At 55.7% G+C, this 15,115-nt stretch carries 16 protein-coding genes; 13 read left to right on the plus strand and 3 right to left on the minus strand.

Going from position 1 to position 15,115, the window contains the following annotated elements; all coding sequences use genetic code 11:
- Nucleotides 1-167: 167 nt before the first annotated feature.
- The 3 genes from A936_RS19545 (at nucleotide 168) to A936_RS23080 (ending at nucleotide 2,156) form a co-directional block, all read left to right on the plus strand.
- On the plus strand, nucleotides 168-500 hold the full coding sequence (locus A936_RS19545; RefSeq protein ID WP_008460852.1) for a YegP family protein: 333 nt from the start codon (nucleotides 168-170) through the stop codon (nucleotides 498-500).
- A 133-nt stretch (nucleotides 501-633) separates the two neighbouring features.
- Nucleotides 634-1,827: an anthrax toxin-like adenylyl cyclase domain-containing protein gene (locus A936_RS19550; RefSeq protein WP_157141442.1), complete on the plus strand. Its 1,194-nt coding sequence runs from the start codon at nucleotides 634-636 to the stop codon at nucleotides 1,825-1,827.
- A gap of 128 nt (nucleotides 1,828-1,955) precedes the next feature.
- Nucleotides 1,956-2,156, plus strand: coding sequence for a glycogen synthesis protein GlgS (locus A936_RS23080; RefSeq protein ID WP_071530516.1), 201 nt, complete (start codon nucleotides 1,956-1,958; stop codon nucleotides 2,154-2,156).
- Between the two features lie 231 nt (nucleotides 2,157-2,387).
- On the opposite strand, the gene A936_RS19560 is transcribed toward A936_RS23080, so the two are convergent.
- Nucleotides 2,388-2,645: a YjhX family toxin gene (locus A936_RS19560; RefSeq protein WP_008460858.1), complete on the minus strand. Its 258-nt coding sequence runs from the start codon at nucleotides 2,643-2,645 to the stop codon at nucleotides 2,388-2,390.
- A gap of 207 nt (nucleotides 2,646-2,852) precedes the next feature.
- The gene (locus tag A936_RS19565; protein ID WP_008460859.1) at nucleotides 2,853-3,776 is read right to left on the minus strand and encodes a LysR family transcriptional regulator; all 924 of its coding nucleotides are present in this window, start codon (nucleotides 3,774-3,776) and stop codon (nucleotides 2,853-2,855) included.
- Nucleotides 3,777-4,001: 225 nt separating this feature from the next.
- Between A936_RS19565 and A936_RS19570 the strand changes: the two genes are divergently transcribed.
- From A936_RS19570 to A936_RS19615, 10 genes are all read left to right on the plus strand, one after another.
- Nucleotides 4,002-5,246 (plus strand): dicarboxylate/amino acid:cation symporter, encoded by a 1,245-nt coding sequence (locus A936_RS19570; RefSeq protein WP_008460862.1) that lies wholly within the window; start codon nucleotides 4,002-4,004, stop codon nucleotides 5,244-5,246.
- 42 nt (nucleotides 5,247-5,288) lie between these two features.
- Entirely contained in the window at nucleotides 5,289-6,479 is a 1,191-nt protein-coding gene (gene metC, locus A936_RS19575) for a cystathionine beta-lyase (protein ID WP_008460864.1), read from the plus strand.
- Nucleotides 6,480-6,632: 153 nt separating this feature from the next.
- The gene (gene murQ, locus A936_RS19580; RefSeq protein ID WP_008460866.1) at nucleotides 6,633-7,541 is read left to right on the plus strand and encodes an N-acetylmuramic acid 6-phosphate etherase; all 909 of its coding nucleotides are present in this window, start codon (nucleotides 6,633-6,635) and stop codon (nucleotides 7,539-7,541) included.
- 2 nt (nucleotides 7,542-7,543) lie between these two features.
- Nucleotides 7,544-8,995 carry a PTS N-acetylmuramic acid transporter subunit IIBC gene (gene murP / locus A936_RS19585; RefSeq protein ID WP_008460868.1) on the plus strand — a complete coding sequence of 484 codons (1,452 nt, stop codon included), beginning with the start codon at nucleotides 7,544-7,546 and terminating at the stop codon, nucleotides 8,993-8,995.
- A gap of 174 nt (nucleotides 8,996-9,169) precedes the next feature.
- Nucleotides 9,170-10,144: a taurine ABC transporter substrate-binding protein gene (tauA, locus tag A936_RS19590; RefSeq protein ID WP_008460869.1), complete on the plus strand. Its 975-nt coding sequence runs from the start codon at nucleotides 9,170-9,172 to the stop codon at nucleotides 10,142-10,144.
- Between the two features lie 15 nt (nucleotides 10,145-10,159).
- Nucleotides 10,160-10,927, plus strand: a complete 768-nt coding sequence (gene tauB / locus A936_RS19595) for a taurine ABC transporter ATP-binding subunit (protein ID WP_008460871.1) — start codon at nucleotides 10,160-10,162, stop codon at nucleotides 10,925-10,927.
- Nucleotides 10,924-11,751 (plus strand): taurine ABC transporter permease TauC, encoded by an 828-nt coding sequence (gene tauC / locus A936_RS19600; protein WP_008460872.1) that lies wholly within the window; start codon nucleotides 10,924-10,926, stop codon nucleotides 11,749-11,751. The genes tauB and tauC overlap by 4 nt, the downstream gene beginning before the upstream one ends.
- Nucleotides 11,748-12,596 (plus strand): taurine dioxygenase, encoded by an 849-nt coding sequence (gene tauD, locus A936_RS19605; RefSeq protein ID WP_008460874.1) that lies wholly within the window; start codon nucleotides 11,748-11,750, stop codon nucleotides 12,594-12,596. The genes tauC and tauD overlap by 4 nt, the downstream gene beginning before the upstream one ends.
- 76 nt (nucleotides 12,597-12,672) lie before the next feature.
- Complete coding sequence (locus A936_RS19610; RefSeq protein ID WP_034810082.1) at nucleotides 12,673-12,855, plus strand: type II toxin-antitoxin system HicA family toxin; 183 nt, start codon at nucleotides 12,673-12,675, stop codon at nucleotides 12,853-12,855.
- A gap of 45 nt (nucleotides 12,856-12,900) precedes the next feature.
- Nucleotides 12,901-13,308: a type II toxin-antitoxin system HicB family antitoxin gene (locus A936_RS19615; protein ID WP_008460879.1), complete on the plus strand. Its 408-nt coding sequence runs from the start codon at nucleotides 12,901-12,903 to the stop codon at nucleotides 13,306-13,308.
- 52 nt (nucleotides 13,309-13,360) lie between these two features.
- On the opposite strand, the gene nepI is transcribed toward A936_RS19615, so the two are convergent.
- A complete protein-coding gene (nepI, locus tag A936_RS19620; protein ID WP_008460881.1) occupies nucleotides 13,361-14,542 on the minus strand; it encodes a purine ribonucleoside efflux pump NepI in 1,182 nt (393 codons plus the stop codon).
- Between the last annotated feature and the right edge of the window lie 573 nt (nucleotides 14,543-15,115).

The raw sequence follows: 15,115 nt of genomic DNA on the forward strand, positions 1-15,115 counted from the left end.
CAGATTAGCGTGAAAACTGCCAGCGGGATCTTAAATCCGCATCGTGGCCGGGACATTTGTCCCGCCAGGGCGCAGGTGGGGTGGGCGATTTGTTTGTTTTTCGTACATACTGTTTTTGACGTTCACCCAATCTATTAACTGTTTATGATTTTAATCAAGGAGTTAACATGTCTGGTTGGTTCGAATTAAGCAAAAGCAGCGACGGGCAGTTTAAGTTCGTGCTCAAGGCGGGTAATGGCGAAGTGGTCCTCACCAGCGAGCTGTATAAAACCCGCGCCTCGGCGGACAACGGTATCGCCTCCGTGCGCACCAACAGCCCGCTGGAGGAGCGCTACGACAAGAAGGTTGCCAGCAACGGGAAGTTCTACTTCAACCTCAAGGCCGGCAATCATCAGGTGATTGGTACCAGCCAGATGTACGCCACGGAGCAATCCCGGGATAAAGGCATTGCCTCGGTGAAAAATAACGGTGGAACCGAAACGGTGAAAGACAAGACTTAACCGGAACCAGGGCGGCGGGGCAATCCGCGAGCATTCACCTGGGTGATGTTTTCGCGTGATGCTGCCCCGGCCGCCTTTTCCCGGTCGCAGCCTCAATGGCTTGTTGTTTATCGCCGGGAGCCTGGCCGTAAAAATGAAAGTTGAATCCCCCCCTGCGGCGTATCGCCCTTTAGAACTTCACCTGTCCACAGCGAGTCAAACGCCCGGCACGGATCTCCCGCAGCTTGTCTCACACATCAAAGACAAAACCGGCATCGTGCCTGAGCACCTTATCCCGCTTCAAAAAGTCGCTTCGGAACACAATTGCATCATTGGCGTTCGCCCGGTGGACAAGCTGGCAACGGCGCTGATTGAGGCCGGCTATCCGACCAAAGGATTTCACATCAAGGGGAAAAGCGCCTCGTGGGGGCCGCAGGCGGGGTTTATCTGCGTGGAGCAGCGGTTCAGCAAGCTGGAGAACGCCTCGCCCGAGCGAATCGCGAAGTTTAACCTGCAAACGCAGGCCTGCATTGTTGACGGGCATGCTGCCGCCGTGCCGCTGGAAGTTTCCCAGAGCCGCCTGCACGACCTGTTTGAGCAGGGGCTTATCGACAAGCTGTCACCTGAGAGCGCCGGCGGCGTGAGTCATCTCAGGGCCAGCGGGCCAGGTGGGGAGCCTTATGCGTTTGAGGCCCGGCGCCTGCCGGGCAGCGGAGAAGCGCGGTATCAAATTTCCCATCACGGTGCACCCCTGCAGGTGCTTGCCCCACACGCTGAAGCCCGGCCCTTCACCGCGGATTATGATCTGCTGGTCATCGCCCCGCACGTCAGCGAGTTAGGGCCTGAGGATAATTTGCAGGTGCCGGATGTGTCGCATCAGGTATTTCGCCAGCGGCTGGAAAATTACCGCACGCTGCCTGAGCACCAGGCGCTGCGCGGGGACTATGACAGCCCGGCGAGTTTCTACCGCAAGAGCGACGAGGAAACAGGCAACACGAGCGAGCGCGCCCGCAGGATGATTGGCGTGCTAAACCAGGCGCTGGTGGGGGACGGGGAAAAAGTGGTGCATCACGCAACGGACAGCGCCAACCCGGTTACCGATCCTGAGAGCAACTACCCGGCCACGTTCGCGCTGCCCCATAAAATCGGGCGCTTTGCGCCTTTGTGCATTATTGAAAACAAAGACGATCTTGCGGAGCTGGTGCTTCAGGCCAAGAACGCGGGCTACCACGTGCCGCTGAATCCGCTGTGGGAAAAGGAGGTTCTTGGCGTGCGCAGCGACAGGTTTACTGCCGCAAAGTTAACGCTGGAGGCGGCGCAGTTCACAAGGCCGATTCGGCAGCGCTAAAGTCGCGTTTCGATATATCGCAGGGAGAAATCCCAAAAGCGCATTCATTGTTCAAAAAATAATCGTCGGCGGGTCGATACTGAAACCAGAAGCATATGACTTACCCAAAAGTTAACTCACAGAGGGATATGCTGATGAACAGAGATCTACAGGCAGTAAAGAATTTTGATTTTCTGGCGCGTAGCTTCGCGCATATGCAGGCTTCGGGGCAGCAGGTGAATCTCCAGGCCGTGACAGGCAACATGAGTCGTGAGCAGAAAACGTGGTTCTGCGAACGCTTCAACCAGTATTGCGAAGAAGAATTCCGGGCCGCCGAACTCGAACATTGAAATAACGGGCCATGCGGCCCGTTAAAGTTGCAGACAAAGAAGGAAAAAGCGTGGTTTTTCCTTCTTTGTGGCTAGCAGCCGAAAATCAATGGATTGATTTTCCAGTTTATTTTCAGGTGACAGATTGCAGAACTTTAGCCGCATGAGCTTTGTCATCAGTCTCGACGGGCCAGATGGCCCGTTATCTGTTTTAGCCTTTCAAAACGCCTGTTTCATCCAGACTCTCGTCAATTACCTGTTATCCGGCTGGGCGCGAACGTTGTTCAGCCCGCTGGTGTTGATCCGGTATGGCTGCCCGTTGCTGGATTTAATCAGCTTCTTGGTTCTGAGCTTTTTGAACACGGCCAGCGTACAGTCGCTAAGCAGCAACCCTTCGCGGGAGTAACATTCAACGGCGGTGACGCGGCCTGACGAGTCGCGAGTGTGAACGATGCGTCCCCCTTTCGCTAAAACGTGAAGGGTACGCTGTTCCTGACGGGATAAATTCATGCTGAAAAACCTTTTCATCATCATGTGCAAAACGTGCCAACACAACGCGTGTGTTCGCATAAGAGTTAAGCGCAGTGATAATCAGTCCGGCCTGTGACAGGCGGGGCACTGATTATCAGATGATGACATTCTCCAGCATCAAGCCTCTGAGTAAGTTCGGTAGAAATAACGGGCGGATAATAACACAGAAAAACTAAAGGGAAATAATTAAGGGATCCAGTTGTCCCACGCTGGCTGCGGCGAAAGCTCCCCTACGAGGAAATCAATAAACGACCTGACCTTAGGATTGCTGTATTTGCTCGGGAAATAGAGGGCGTACAGCGCATGGGTTTCGTAAGTGATGATGCCGTCCAGCAGCAGCGGGGTTAGTTCATCCTTTTGAATATGGTCGCCAATCAGATAGGTGGGCAGGTAGGCGACGCCCTGATTTTCCAGTACGGATTTAAGCAGTACCAGGCTGCTGTTGGCCTGGATTGGCGTACGCATTTTTAGCAGGTGCTGCCGTTCGTGCTCGTCGGTAGTTTTAATCTGCGGTGTCAGCCCTGGGTAAACCAGGCAGTCGTGCGTGACCAGATCCGTGCGTTTGCCCGGCATCCCTTTCTTGCTGAGGTAGTCTGCGGTGGCACAGTAAGCCCAGCGAACTGGAGCCAGTTTGCGCATGGCGTAATTTTGCGGCGGAGAGGTGGATATTCGCAGGGCGATATCGAAGTCGGATTCATTAAGATTAATAAAGTTATCGTTGAGGTCAATATAAAGATTCACATCGGGGAAGTTCGCCCGGTATTTATCAACAAGGTTGACCAGCCTGGCGTAGCCAAACGCAATAGAACAGGTGATGCGCAATTCGCCCTGCGGATTGTTGTAATAGCTTGATGTGGTATTTAGCGTGTCGTCGAATTCTTTAATTAACTTATTAGCGCGGTTAAACAAATATTGCCCCGCATCGGTTAGCGTGATGCTGCGGGTCGTTCTTTTGATAAGCGTTGTGCCCAGTAAATCCTCCAGCGCCGCCAGGCTCTTGCTTACCGCCGAAGGCGACACGCTGAGCTGTGCCGCCGCTTCAGACAGCCCGCCGCAATCGATAATTTTGACGAATACCTCGAGATGCTTGAGTGAAATTGGCGCGCTCATTTTTTCCTTTTATTCACAAGTGATTTGAGGAAACGGTATTAATTCCCCATACCAATCCAATTTCAAAAGTGTAACTATTGCGCTGTAGTAAATAAAGAAGTTGGAAAATGAATTTTATACATTATTAGTGATTTTCATCACAAAAGTCCGGGGATTTAATTACAGCAGTTGGTAATTGTGATTTTCGTCCCAGTTATTATTACTTTTATTGAGAAGGTATCCTTTATGTGGACACGCCTCGAACCCTACAAATCATCTTTTGTTCTTTTATTTGCTCTCATTGTCGGCGGCTTGCTGGGTATTTATGCCCCAACTTACGCCATTAAATTACAACCTGTCGGGCAAATATTCCTCAACCTGTTGTTTATGATTATTGTGCCGCTGGTTGGCGTCAGCGTGATGTCATCTATTGCCGGCATGACCGACCTTAAACGGTTAGGCCGTATCATGGTGGTTATTTTTATTGTTTCCATCGCCATGGCGCTTATTCCCGCCGCAGGCATTGTGCTGCTGGCGCTTTGGTACAACCCGGCCCAGGGCGTGACCATCGATCTTTCCCATTCGGTGAAAGGCGGCTCGGGGGAGATGGATTTTGTCAGCATGGTGACTACCAGCGACTTTGTCGGGTTGTTCTCCAAGTCGAACATCCTGGCGCTGATCGTGATTGCGATTATCGCCGGTGTAGCGATTGGTCAGTCGGCGGATGCGGGTAAACGCATCGCCGCTCTGCTGCAGGATGCCAACACCGTTATCATGAAAATTGTCTCTATTATCATGAAGGTGGCACCTGTCGGCCTGGGCTGCTACTTCGCTGCAACCATGGCGAGCCAGGATGCTTCGCTGCTGATGACCTTCGCTCGCGCCATCGGGTTATTTATGGCGGCAACGCTTATCTATTACGTGCTTGGCTCCATTTTCTATTCGTGGATTGGCGGCGGGCTTCCGGCAGTAAAAGCGTTCTGGAAACACGCGATTGAACCTTCCGCGACCGCGCTGGGTACCTGCTCTTCGCTCGGTACTCTGCCGGTTACGCTGCGTGCGGGCAAGGCAATGGGCATCAACCCTGAAATTGTCGATGTCTCGATTCCGCTGCTGGTGAACCTCAATAAAGGCGGCGTGGCGATGATTGCCGCGTTGAAAATCGTCTTTATCTATTCGGTTCTTGGCCTGCCATTTACCAGCGAAACCTTCTTCCTCGCGATGCTGATTGCCGTGCTGTCGGCCATTATCGTTGGCGGCGTACCGGGCGGCGCGTTCCTCGGGGAGATCTTTATTGTCACGACGCTGGGGCTGCCAATGGAAGCCATCCCGCTGCTGGTGGTGCTTGGCACCATTACCGATGCACCGGCCACGCTTATCAACGTGATCCACGATCTTAATGCGGCACAAATCGTTGAACGCTTCGCCGGAAAGAAGCGTGGTGAACCGGAAACCAGCGCTCCGCTGGCCGCAAACAGCCTCGCTGGCTAAGCCCTCTGAATGGAATGAATCAGGAAATAACGGGAGAATTTTATGAAACAGAAAAGTCATCTTGAAACTCAGCTGATCGTCGCCGGGCGTGAAAAACGCTACACCCAGGGGGCGGTAAATGCGGTCATCCAGCGTGCGTCCTCGCTGGTATTTGACAGCGTGAAAGCCAAAAAATTTGCCACTGCCAACCGGGCAAACGGCGAACTGTTCTATGGCCGCAGAGGCACGCTGACGCATTTTTCCTTCCAGAAGGCGATGACGGAGTTAGAAGGCGGTGCCGGGTGCTCGCTTTATCCGTGCGGCGCGGCGGCGGTCACCAATGCGATTCTGGCTTTTGTCAGCGGCGGAGATCATATCCTGATGACCGGCGCGGCCTATGAGCCAACGCAGGATTTCTGCAACAAGATCCTGAGCAAATTCAACGTCTCAACAACGTATTACGATCCGCTGATTGGCGCCGGGATCGCTGAGCTCATCCAGCCGAATACCCGCGTTGTTTTCCTTGAGTCTCCGAGCTCAATTACCATGGAGGTTCAGGACGTGCCCGGCATGATTAAGTCTATTCGCGCCGTTAACCCGGAAATTGTTGTCATGCTGGACAACACCTGGGCCGCCGGGGTGCTATTCCGTGCGCTGGATTATGGTGTAGATATCTCGATTCAGGCCGGGACCAAATACACCATCGGCCATTCGGACGGCATGTTGGGGACGGCGGTTGCCAACGCACGCTGCTGGGATCGCCTGCGTGAAAACTCGTACCTGATGGGCCAGACGCTGGATGCCGATACGGCGTATATGGCTGCCCGTGGCCTGCGCACGCTGGGGGTGAGGTTGAAGCAACATGGGGAAAGCAGCCTCGCGATTGCCCGCTGGCTGTCGGCTCATCCGCTGGTGGAGCGGGTTAACCATCCTGCTCTGGCTGAATGTCCGGGACATGCGTTCTTCGAACGCGACTTTTCCGGCAGCTCCGGCCTGTTCTCCTTTGTGCTAAAACAGCGCCTGACGGACGAGCAGCTTGCGGGTTACCTGGATAATTTTACGCTGTTCCATATGGCGTATTCCTGGGGCGGGTTTGAGTCACTGATCCTGGCCAACCAGCCGGAAGAGCTGAACGACATTCGTCCGGCAGGTAAGGTGGACTTCAGCGGCACGCTGGTGCGAGTCCATATTGGCCTGGAAAGCGTTGAAGAACTGATTGCTGACCTGGAAGCCGGTTTTACCCGCATCGCCTGATTCCCTCTTTTGCCGCCCGCAAGGGCGGCTTTCTCGCCCGAGTTATTCTGCTATTCCCTTTGTCGCGGAATAAAATATTCGTGATTGTGTTCACGCACATGGAATAAAATATTCCATACTATGCACAACAGAACACACATAACGGATGCCCCGATGAAAATTAACTTAACCAAACTGGTCACCGAAGGCCGCAATCCGGCCAGCGCGGAAATCGACACTCTGCCCACCTTAGAGATGCTTAAAGTTATCAATAACGAAGACAAGCGGGTGCCGCTGGCGGTGGAAGCCACGCTGCCGCAGGTCGCTCAGGTTGTCGATAAAGTGGTGGCGGCTTTCGCCCAGGGCGGCAGGCTGATTTACAGCGGCGCAGGAACGTCCGGCCGTCTGGGGATCCTGGATGCAAGTGAGTGCCCGCCAACCTTTGGCACGCCGCGTGAGCAGGTCGTCGGGCTGATTGCCGGTGGGCATCCGGCCATTCTGCAGGCGGTAGAAAACGCCGAAGACAACCGTGAAATGGGTGAGCAGGATCTGCGTAACCTGAACTTCAGCGCGCGTGACGTGCTGGTAGGGATTGCCGCCAGCGGGCGTACGCCTTACGTACTGGGCGCTATGGCCTATGCAAAAAGCGTGGGGGCCACCGTCGCCGCAGTCTCCTGTAATCCGGGCAGCGAAATGAGCCTGGCGGCGGATATCGCCATTGAACCGGTCGTCGGCCCGGAAATCGTCACCGGCTCTTCACGCATGAAGGCCGGGACGGCGCAAAAGCTGATCCTGAATATGATCACTACCGGGTCGATGATTCGCAGCGGCAAAGTCTACGGCAACCTGATGGTGGATGTGGAAGCCACCAACGCCAAGCTGATCCAGCGCCAGGTCAATATTGTGGTGGCGGCGACCGAATGCAGCCCGGAGCAGGCCGAAGCGGCGCTTAGCGCCTGCCGCCGCCACTGCAAAACGGCGATCTTCATGCTGCTGAGCGGCCTGTCAGCCGAAGAGGCAAGCGATCTGCTGGCGAAAAAACAAGGCTTTATACGTGAAGCATTACGGGGGTTAAACGGGTAGCTATGGCGAAAATCACCGGCTCGATGATGGCAGACATCCTGCGCCTGACGGGCGGCAGCGGCAATATCCTTGTCTGCGGCAACTGCATGACGCGTCTCAGGCTAACGCTCAAAAACAGAGATCTCGTTCAGCACGACGACCTGAAGAAAATCCCCGGCGTGATGGGCGTGGTCAACGGCGACGACCAGCTGCAAATTATTCTCGGCCCCGGCAAAGCGCAAACCGCCAGCGAGCTGATGAATGGCCTGTTAAAGCAGGGGGGCTTAAGCGAGCCGGAGCGTGGCGAAAGCGCGGACCTGGCCGCGCTCGCCAGCCAGAACAAACAGCAGATGAAGGCGAAGCAGAACAGCGCGGTGCATAACTTCCTCACTAAGTTTGCCACCATCTTCACGCCGCTGATCCCGGGCTTTATCGCCGCCGGGCTGCTGCTGGGTATTGCCACGCTGCTACAGCAAACGCTGATCGTTGAAGGCACAGCGCCTGCGGCCTGGCTGACCCAGCTTATTGCCTATATGAAGGTGTTCAGCATCGGGCTGTTTACCTTCCTGAGCATTCTGATTGGCTTCAACACCCAGAAAGCTTTCGGCGGCACCGGCGTGAACGGGGCGATCATCGCCTCGCTGTTTATTCTGCGCTACGTGCCGGAAGGCAAAGTGGGCTACTACGCCGGGATGGATACCTTCTTCGGGCTGGCTATCGACCCGCGCGGCAACATTATTGGCGTGCTGCTGGCCTGTATGCTCGGGGCGTGGATCGAACGCCAGGTTCGACGGATGATCCCGGACAACCTGGATATGATCCTCACCTCGACGATCACCTTATTGATCACCGGGGCGATCACTTTTGTGGCGATCATGCCCATCGGCGGCGAGCTGTTCAAAGGCATGTCCTGGCTGTTTATGCACCTGAACGGCAACCCGTTCGGCACGGCGATTCTGGCCGGGCTGTTCCTGATTGCCGTGGTGTTTGGTATTCACCAGGGATTTGTCCCGGTCTACTTCGCGCTGATGGATGCCCAGGGCTTTAACTCGCTGTTCCCGATTCTGGCGATGGCCGGTGCGGGGCAGGTGGGCGCGGCGCTGGCTCTGTTTGCCCGCTCGCCGAAAGGCTCGGTCCTGCGTACGCAAATCAAAGGGGCGATTATTCCCGGCCTGCTGGGCATTGGTGAGCCGCTGATTTACGGCGTGACGCTGCCGCGCCTGAAGCCGTTTATTACCGCCTGTATCGGCGGCGGCATCGGCGGGTTCTTTATCGGGCTGGTGGCCTGGCTGGGGCTGCCCGTCGGACTCAATACGGTGTTTGGGCCGTCAGGTTTGGTGTCGATTCCGCTGATGACTTCCCATCAGGGGATCTTCGCCGGGATGGCGGTTTACGTTGCCGGGATTGTTATCGCCTATGTGGCCGGGTTTATCATGACCTGGTGTTTTGGCAGTAAGAACGTTGATTTGACTTAAGTTAATATGACTCTTGCCGGCCCGCCTTCTGCGGGCGGCGTTATTCCCGGTCAGCAGCTAACCTTGCCCACTTTTTTTCTAAGGATGGAAAGGCATTAGCGATAATTTTTTATTCTTTTATGGAATCGTTGCCGTTGGAAATACTGCTCTCTCCCCCGAGACAGGAGCAGAATCATGGCAGCAAAACGACACTCACTCTGGCTGGTTGCACTGGCCCTAATTGCGGCTCAGGCCCAGGCGGTGGACGTCACCGTGGCGTACCAAACCTCCGCCGAACCCGCCAAAGTTGCGCAAGCCGACGACGCTTTTGCCAAAGACAGCGGGGCGAAAGTGGAATGGCGTAAGTTCGACAGCGGCGCGAGCGTGGTGCGTGCGCTCGCCTCGGGCGATGTGCAAATCGGCAATATCGGCTCCAGCCCGCTGGCCGTTGCCGCCAGCCAAAACGTACCGATTGAAGTCTTCCTCCTGGCCTCCCAGCTCGGTAACTCTGAAGCGCTGGTGGTCAAAAAAGGCATCAAAACGCCGCAGGACCTGATCGGCAAACGCATCGCCGTGCCGTTTATTTCGACTACCCATTACAGCCTGCTGGCTTCCCTCAAGCATTGGGGCATCAAGCCGGATCAGGTTCAAATTCTAAATCTTCAGCCTCCGGCAATTATTGCCGCGTGGCAGCGCGGGGATATCGACGCCGCTTATGTCTGGGCTCCGGCGGTGAACGAGCTGGAAAAAGACGGCAACGTGCTGACGGACTCGGCGCAGGTGGGCAAATGGGGCTCCCCGACGCTCGACGTCTGGGTCGTACGTAAAGACTTTGCTGAAAAACATCCTGATGTGGTCACCGCTTTTGCCCGCAGCGCCGTTGCGGCTCAGAAAGGCTACCTCGACAACCCTGACGGCTGGCTTCAGCAGCCGGACAACCTGAGCAAGCTTTCGCGCCTGAGCGGCGTACCGGAAAGCGACGTCCCGGGGCTGGTGAAGGGCAATACCTACCTGACGGCGAAGCAGCAGGTTGAGCAGCTTAGCGGCCCAGTGAATAAAGCCATCGTGGACACCGCGCACTTCCTGAAAGAGCAGGGCAAAGTGCCGGCGGTCGCCACCGATTATAGCCAGTTTGTAACCGACCGCTTCGTGAAGCCGCTGGCGCAGTAAACAGGAGACACGCCGATGCTACAGGTTTCGCATCTCAGCGCGGAGTACGGCGGCAAGCCGGTACTCGACGACATTAATCTGACGGTGGACGAGGGCGAGCTGCTGGTGGTGCTCGGCCCTTCCGGCTGCGGTAAGACCACGCTGCTTAACCTGATCGCCGGTTTCGTTCCCTATCATTCCGGCAGCATTACGCTTCAGGGCAAAACGGTTGCAGGCCCCGGCGCCGAGCGCGGGGTTGTTTTTCAGAACGAAGGGCTGCTGCCCTGGCGATCGGTACTGCATAACGTGGCCTTCGGGCTGCAGCTTGCCGGGCAGGCTAAGCCCGAGCGGGAAGAGATTGCGCTCGACATGCTGCGCAAGGTTGGGCTGGAAGATAAGGCGAAAAACGCCATCTGGCAGCTTTCGGGCGGGCAGCGGCAGCGGGTGGGCATTGCCCGGGCGCTGGCGACGAAGCCCCAGCTTTTGTTGCTGGACGAGCCGTTTGGCGCGCTGGATGCCTTTACCCGCGAGCAGATGCAAACTCTACTGCTGAAGCTATGGCACGAAAGCCGTCGGCAGGTGCTGCTGATCACCCACGACATTGAAGAGGCGGTCTTTCTGGCGACGGAACTGGTCTTGCTCTCGCCAGGCCCTGGCCGCGTGCTGGAGCGGCTTCAGCTTGATTTTGGCCGTCGCTTTGCCGCCGGAGAGCCGTGCCGAAGCATCAAATCCGATCCAGAATTTATCGCCAAACGTGAATACGTGCTGAGCCGCGTGTTCGATCAGCGGGAGGGCTTCTTATGAGCATAGTGATTCAGGACAAACCCGTGCGCCGCAGGCTAGCCTTGCGCTGGCCGTTTTCGCGTCAGCTCACCCTGAGCGCAACCACGCTGGTGGCGTTGGTGCTGTTGTGGTGGTGGGTGGCGGCGCAGCATTGGATAAGCCCGCTGTTTCTGCCGCCACCGGGGCAGGTGCTGGCGAAGCTTATCACCATCGCCGGGCCGCAGGGCTTTATGGACGCCACGCTTTGGCAGCATCTGGCCGCGAGCCTGGGGCGCATTCTTACCGCGCTTGCCGCTGCGGTGTTGATAGGCATCCCGGTGGGCATTGCAATGGGGCTGAGTCCCACCGTGCGCGGCATTCTTGATCCGCTGATCGAGCTTTACCGCCCGGTGCCGCCGCTGGCCTATTTACCGCTGATGGTGATTTGGTTTGGCATCGGCGAGACATCCAAAATCCTGCTGATTTATCTCGCGATTTTTGCGCCGGTGGCCATGTCCACCATGGCGGGCGTGCGCAGCGCGAAGCAGGTACGCATTCGTGCGGCTCAGGCGCTCGGGGCATCTCGCTGGCAGGTTATCTGGCATGTGATTTTGCCGGGCGCGCTGCCGGAAATTCTGACCGGATTTCGCATTGGGCTGGGCGTGGGCTGGTCCACGCTGGTGGCCGCAGAGCTTATCGCCGCCACGCGCGGGCTGGGCTTTATGGTGCAGTCCGCCGGTGAGTTTCTGGCGACCGACGTGGTGCTGGCCGGGATCGGCGTCATTGCCGTCATCGCATTTTGTTTAGAACTGGGGCTACGGGCGCTACAGCGCCGTCTGACCCCGTGGCATGGAGAAGGGCAATGAGTGAAAAAGTGAACATTAAGCCGTTGGGGCCGTATATCGGGGCGCAGGTTGACGGCGTGGATTTAACGCGCGGCCTGAGCGACAACCAGTTCGAGCAGATTTACCACGCGCTGATCCGCCATCAGGTGCTGTTCTTCCGCGAGCAGGAAATTACGCCCGAGCAGCAGCGCGCGCTGGCTCTGCGTTTCGGCGATCTGCATATTCACCCGGTTTATCCGCATGCCGAAGACGTGGAAGAAATTATCGTGCTGGATACCCACAACGATAATCCGCCGGATAACGACAACTGGCACACCGACGTGACCTTTATTGAAACGCCGCCTGCCGGAGCGATTCTGGCGGCGAAGCAGCTGCCGGAAACCGGCGGCGATACGCTGTGGACCAGCGGGATTGCCGCTTATGAGGGGCTGTCCGAGCCGTTTAAAAAGCTGTTGTCCGGGCTCGAGGCCGAGCACGATTTCCGTAAATCGTTCCAGGAGTATAAGTACGCCCACAGCGAAGTCGAACACCAGCGCTGGCGCGAAGCCGTGGCGAAGAACCCGCCGCTGCGCCATCCTGTGATTCGCACGCATCCGGTCAGCGGGAAACAGGCGCTGTTCGTCAACGAAGGCTTTACCACGCGCATTGTTAACCTGACAGAAAAAGAGAGTGAGACGCTGCTGGGCTTCCTGTTTGCCCACATCACCAAACCAGAGTTCCAGGTACGCTGGCGCTGGCAGCAAAACGATATTGCCATCTGGGACAACCGCGTGACGCAGCATTACGCCAACGCCGATTATCTCCCGGCTCGCCGTATCATGCACCGCGCGACAATCCTCGGGGATAAGCCTTTCTGGCGCGGCTGAGCATCCGAAGGTGTGATTGATATTTGCTCTTTTGGTGGTTATTATAACCACCAAATTTCACTTCATGGATGAAGGAATGACAAGCGCAGAGCTGATAAGGATGTTGAAAAAGTTGGGATGGCTACACGTGCGTACCAGAGGCAGCCACCACATTTTTGAAAAAGAAGGTGAGGCAAACCCTGTCGTGGTACCCCACCCAACCAAGGATTTGGCCCCGGGAACGTTGCATAAAATTCTTAAGCAACTGGGTGAGAAATGAATAAGTGGCGTGCCAACGAGTAGCGCTTTCAGGAGAGAGGAACGTATGAAATATCCTGTGTATTTGCACCAGGCCGAAAGTGGAAGCTGGTCAGGGTTTGTGCCGGATATTGAAGGCTGCTATTTCGCCGGAGACACCATCGATGAGGCTATCGATGACGCCCATGGCGCGATTAATGCTCATCTGGAATATCAAAGCGAGAAAGGCAGAGCGGTGCCTGTTGCTCTGACGATTAACGATCATAAAAATGATGAGAGTTGCCAGGGGGGCGTTTGGGGATTTGTTGATATCGATATTACCCGGTACGAAGGTAAATCGGTAAAATTGAATATTACGTTGCCACAATCCTTGCTGGCGAGAATCGATAGCTATGTCAGTGGTAATAGGGAGTACGCCAGCCGAAGTGGTTTTTTAGCAGAGCTGGCTCGCCGTGAATTAACTAAACGCCTGTAGCTTCTCATCACGAATATGGCCCGCCTGGTGCGGGCCTTGTTGTTTTTACAACTTAAGCCCGCACCTTCACCGTAACCAGCACCGCTGTCAGCAGCATCAGGCTGCCGGACAAGATAAGCGGGGCCAGCAGGCCGAGGTTATCCAGCGCGAGGCCGCCTATTGCCGCCCCGCAGGTGTTGGCCAGTTGAATCACGGCCACCTGAATTGACCCGGCTTTTTCCGCCTGATCCGCCAGCGAGCGGGTGATCCACGTTGACCAGCCGACCGGCACGAGGGCAAAGGCCAGCCCCCAGACAATAGCAATCACCGATGCCACGGCTTTGTTCGTCCCCCACAGCACCAGTACCGCCGCGCTGATAGCGAGAATTAATGGCGCGCAGGCCAGGGCCAGCTTGAGCGATCGTTTCAGGATCGGGGCGGAAAGAGAGGTGCCGACGAAGCTGGCAATACCGAAGCTCAGCAGCACCAGCGTCAGGCCGTCCACGTCAAAGCCCGCCAGGGTCATATAAACCGGGCGAATATAGGTAAAGAACGAGAACTGCCCGGCGAACGCCATGAAAATTGCCAGCATACCCGCCAGCACGCCCGGGCGTTTGAGCAGGCCAAACATGTTTTGCTTCTGGTGCGCCGCTTCCCCTGGCAGAGAAGGCAGCGCTTTCCAGACCCAAATAATACAGGCGATACCCATCAGGGCGGCGGCGTTAAAGACGTTGCGCCAGCCGATGATCCCCCCGAGGAAGCTGCCCAGCGGGGCGGCAATCACTAGCGCAATCGAGACGGCTCCGAAGATAACGGACAGCGCCTTAGGCACCGTGCGCGCGGGCACAAGGCGCATGGTCAGCGAGGCCGACATTGCCCAGAACCCGCCCAATGCCAGCCCAAGACAGGCGCGACCAAGCAGCAGCAGAGAGAAGTTGCCCGCGAACGAAACCAGCAGGCAGGAGGCGGTGAGCAGGACGGCAAAAAGCAGCACCACGCGGCGGCGATCGGTCGATCCTATCAGGTTGGTGACAAACAGGCTGGCAAACATCGCCACAAAGGCGGTGACCGTGACCGACTGCCCGGCAAGGCCTTCGGAGATATTCAGTTCCTGCGCCATCGGCGTCAGCAGGCTAACCGGCAAAAACTCAACGGTAATCAGGCAGGCCACGCAAAACGCGATGGCAAAGACTGCCGACCAGTTGGGGCGTGTTATCGAGGTTGCCGGAATGGTATGGGGGGCGGTTTCATTCATCCTGAAGTCCTGGGTCAAAGTTTGGGGCAAGCCTTCCAGTGTATCACCGCTTGCGCAACGTCTTTAACCTTTTGGCAACTTCACTCGGTATTGCGCGGCAGGCGTTCAAGATCCCTTTATCTGAATCAAACAAAAAATAAACAAATTTAACAAAAAACGAACAATTTTCTGGGGCTAAGAGAATAATATAACCCCCTAAATTTACGAGGCTTTTATCTCTCAATAATCATTTTCCCGAAAGGTTTACCTGGTCATTTCTTAGGCGTTATTAAGACCGAGCTTATGCAACATAAAGAATTGGTATCTATTACTTAAATAAAATTTAGCTTAATTTAGCCATACTTCGTAGCCCATCACGAATATATAAAAATTTCATCTTGAATTATTAAAGATAACTTTATACGGCACATTAAATAATGTGCTGGGGAAACGTTTGTCTTTAATTCTAATGAAACCACTGAGCATTCTAAGGAATTCCCACAGGATGTGGGGAATGCGTTATGCGGTCATTTAAGACCGATGATGATTCAAACGGAGTCATGAAGGATGCCTGACTCCGATGTGCGTTTTATA

Origin of the sequence: Enterobacter sp. Ag1 (genome assembly GCA_000277545.1) — a bacterium.
Classification (GTDB): Bacteria; Pseudomonadota; Gammaproteobacteria; order Enterobacterales; family Enterobacteriaceae; genus Cedecea.

Coding starts and splice junctions, on each gene's coding strand:
- A936_RS19570 (WP_008460862.1), top strand. CDS start 4,002: ATGTGGACACGCCTCGAACCCTACAAATCATCTTTTGTTCTTTTATTT.
- A936_RS19615 (WP_008460879.1), top strand. CDS start 12,901: ATGAAATATCCTGTGTATTTGCACCAGGCCGAAAGTGGAAGCTGGTCA.
- A936_RS19565 (WP_008460859.1), bottom strand. CDS start 3,776: ATGAGCGCGCCAATTTCACTCAAGCATCTCGAGGTATTCGTCAAAATT.
- murP (WP_008460868.1), top strand. CDS start 7,544: ATGGCGAAAATCACCGGCTCGATGATGGCAGACATCCTGCGCCTGACG.
- tauC (WP_008460872.1), top strand. CDS start 10,924: ATGAGCATAGTGATTCAGGACAAACCCGTGCGCCGCAGGCTAGCCTTG.
- tauB (WP_008460871.1), top strand. CDS start 10,160: ATGCTACAGGTTTCGCATCTCAGCGCGGAGTACGGCGGCAAGCCGGTA.
- A936_RS19545 (WP_008460852.1), top strand. CDS start 168: ATGTCTGGTTGGTTCGAATTAAGCAAAAGCAGCGACGGGCAGTTTAAG.
- A936_RS19550 (WP_157141442.1), top strand. CDS start 634: ATGAAAGTTGAATCCCCCCCTGCGGCGTATCGCCCTTTAGAACTTCAC.
- A936_RS19610 (WP_034810082.1), top strand. CDS start 12,673: ATGACAAGCGCAGAGCTGATAAGGATGTTGAAAAAGTTGGGATGGCTA.
- A936_RS23080 (WP_071530516.1), top strand. CDS start 1,956: ATGCTGATGAACAGAGATCTACAGGCAGTAAAGAATTTTGATTTTCTG.
- metC (WP_008460864.1), top strand. CDS start 5,289: ATGAAACAGAAAAGTCATCTTGAAACTCAGCTGATCGTCGCCGGGCGT.
- tauA (WP_008460869.1), top strand. CDS start 9,170: ATGGCAGCAAAACGACACTCACTCTGGCTGGTTGCACTGGCCCTAATT.
- A936_RS19560 (WP_008460858.1), bottom strand. CDS start 2,645: ATGAATTTATCCCGTCAGGAACAGCGTACCCTTCACGTTTTAGCGAAA.
- tauD (WP_008460874.1), top strand. CDS start 11,748: ATGAGTGAAAAAGTGAACATTAAGCCGTTGGGGCCGTATATCGGGGCG.
- nepI (WP_008460881.1), bottom strand. CDS start 14,542: ATGAATGAAACCGCCCCCCATACCATTCCGGCAACCTCGATAACACGC.
- murQ (WP_008460866.1), top strand. CDS start 6,633: ATGAAAATTAACTTAACCAAACTGGTCACCGAAGGCCGCAATCCGGCC.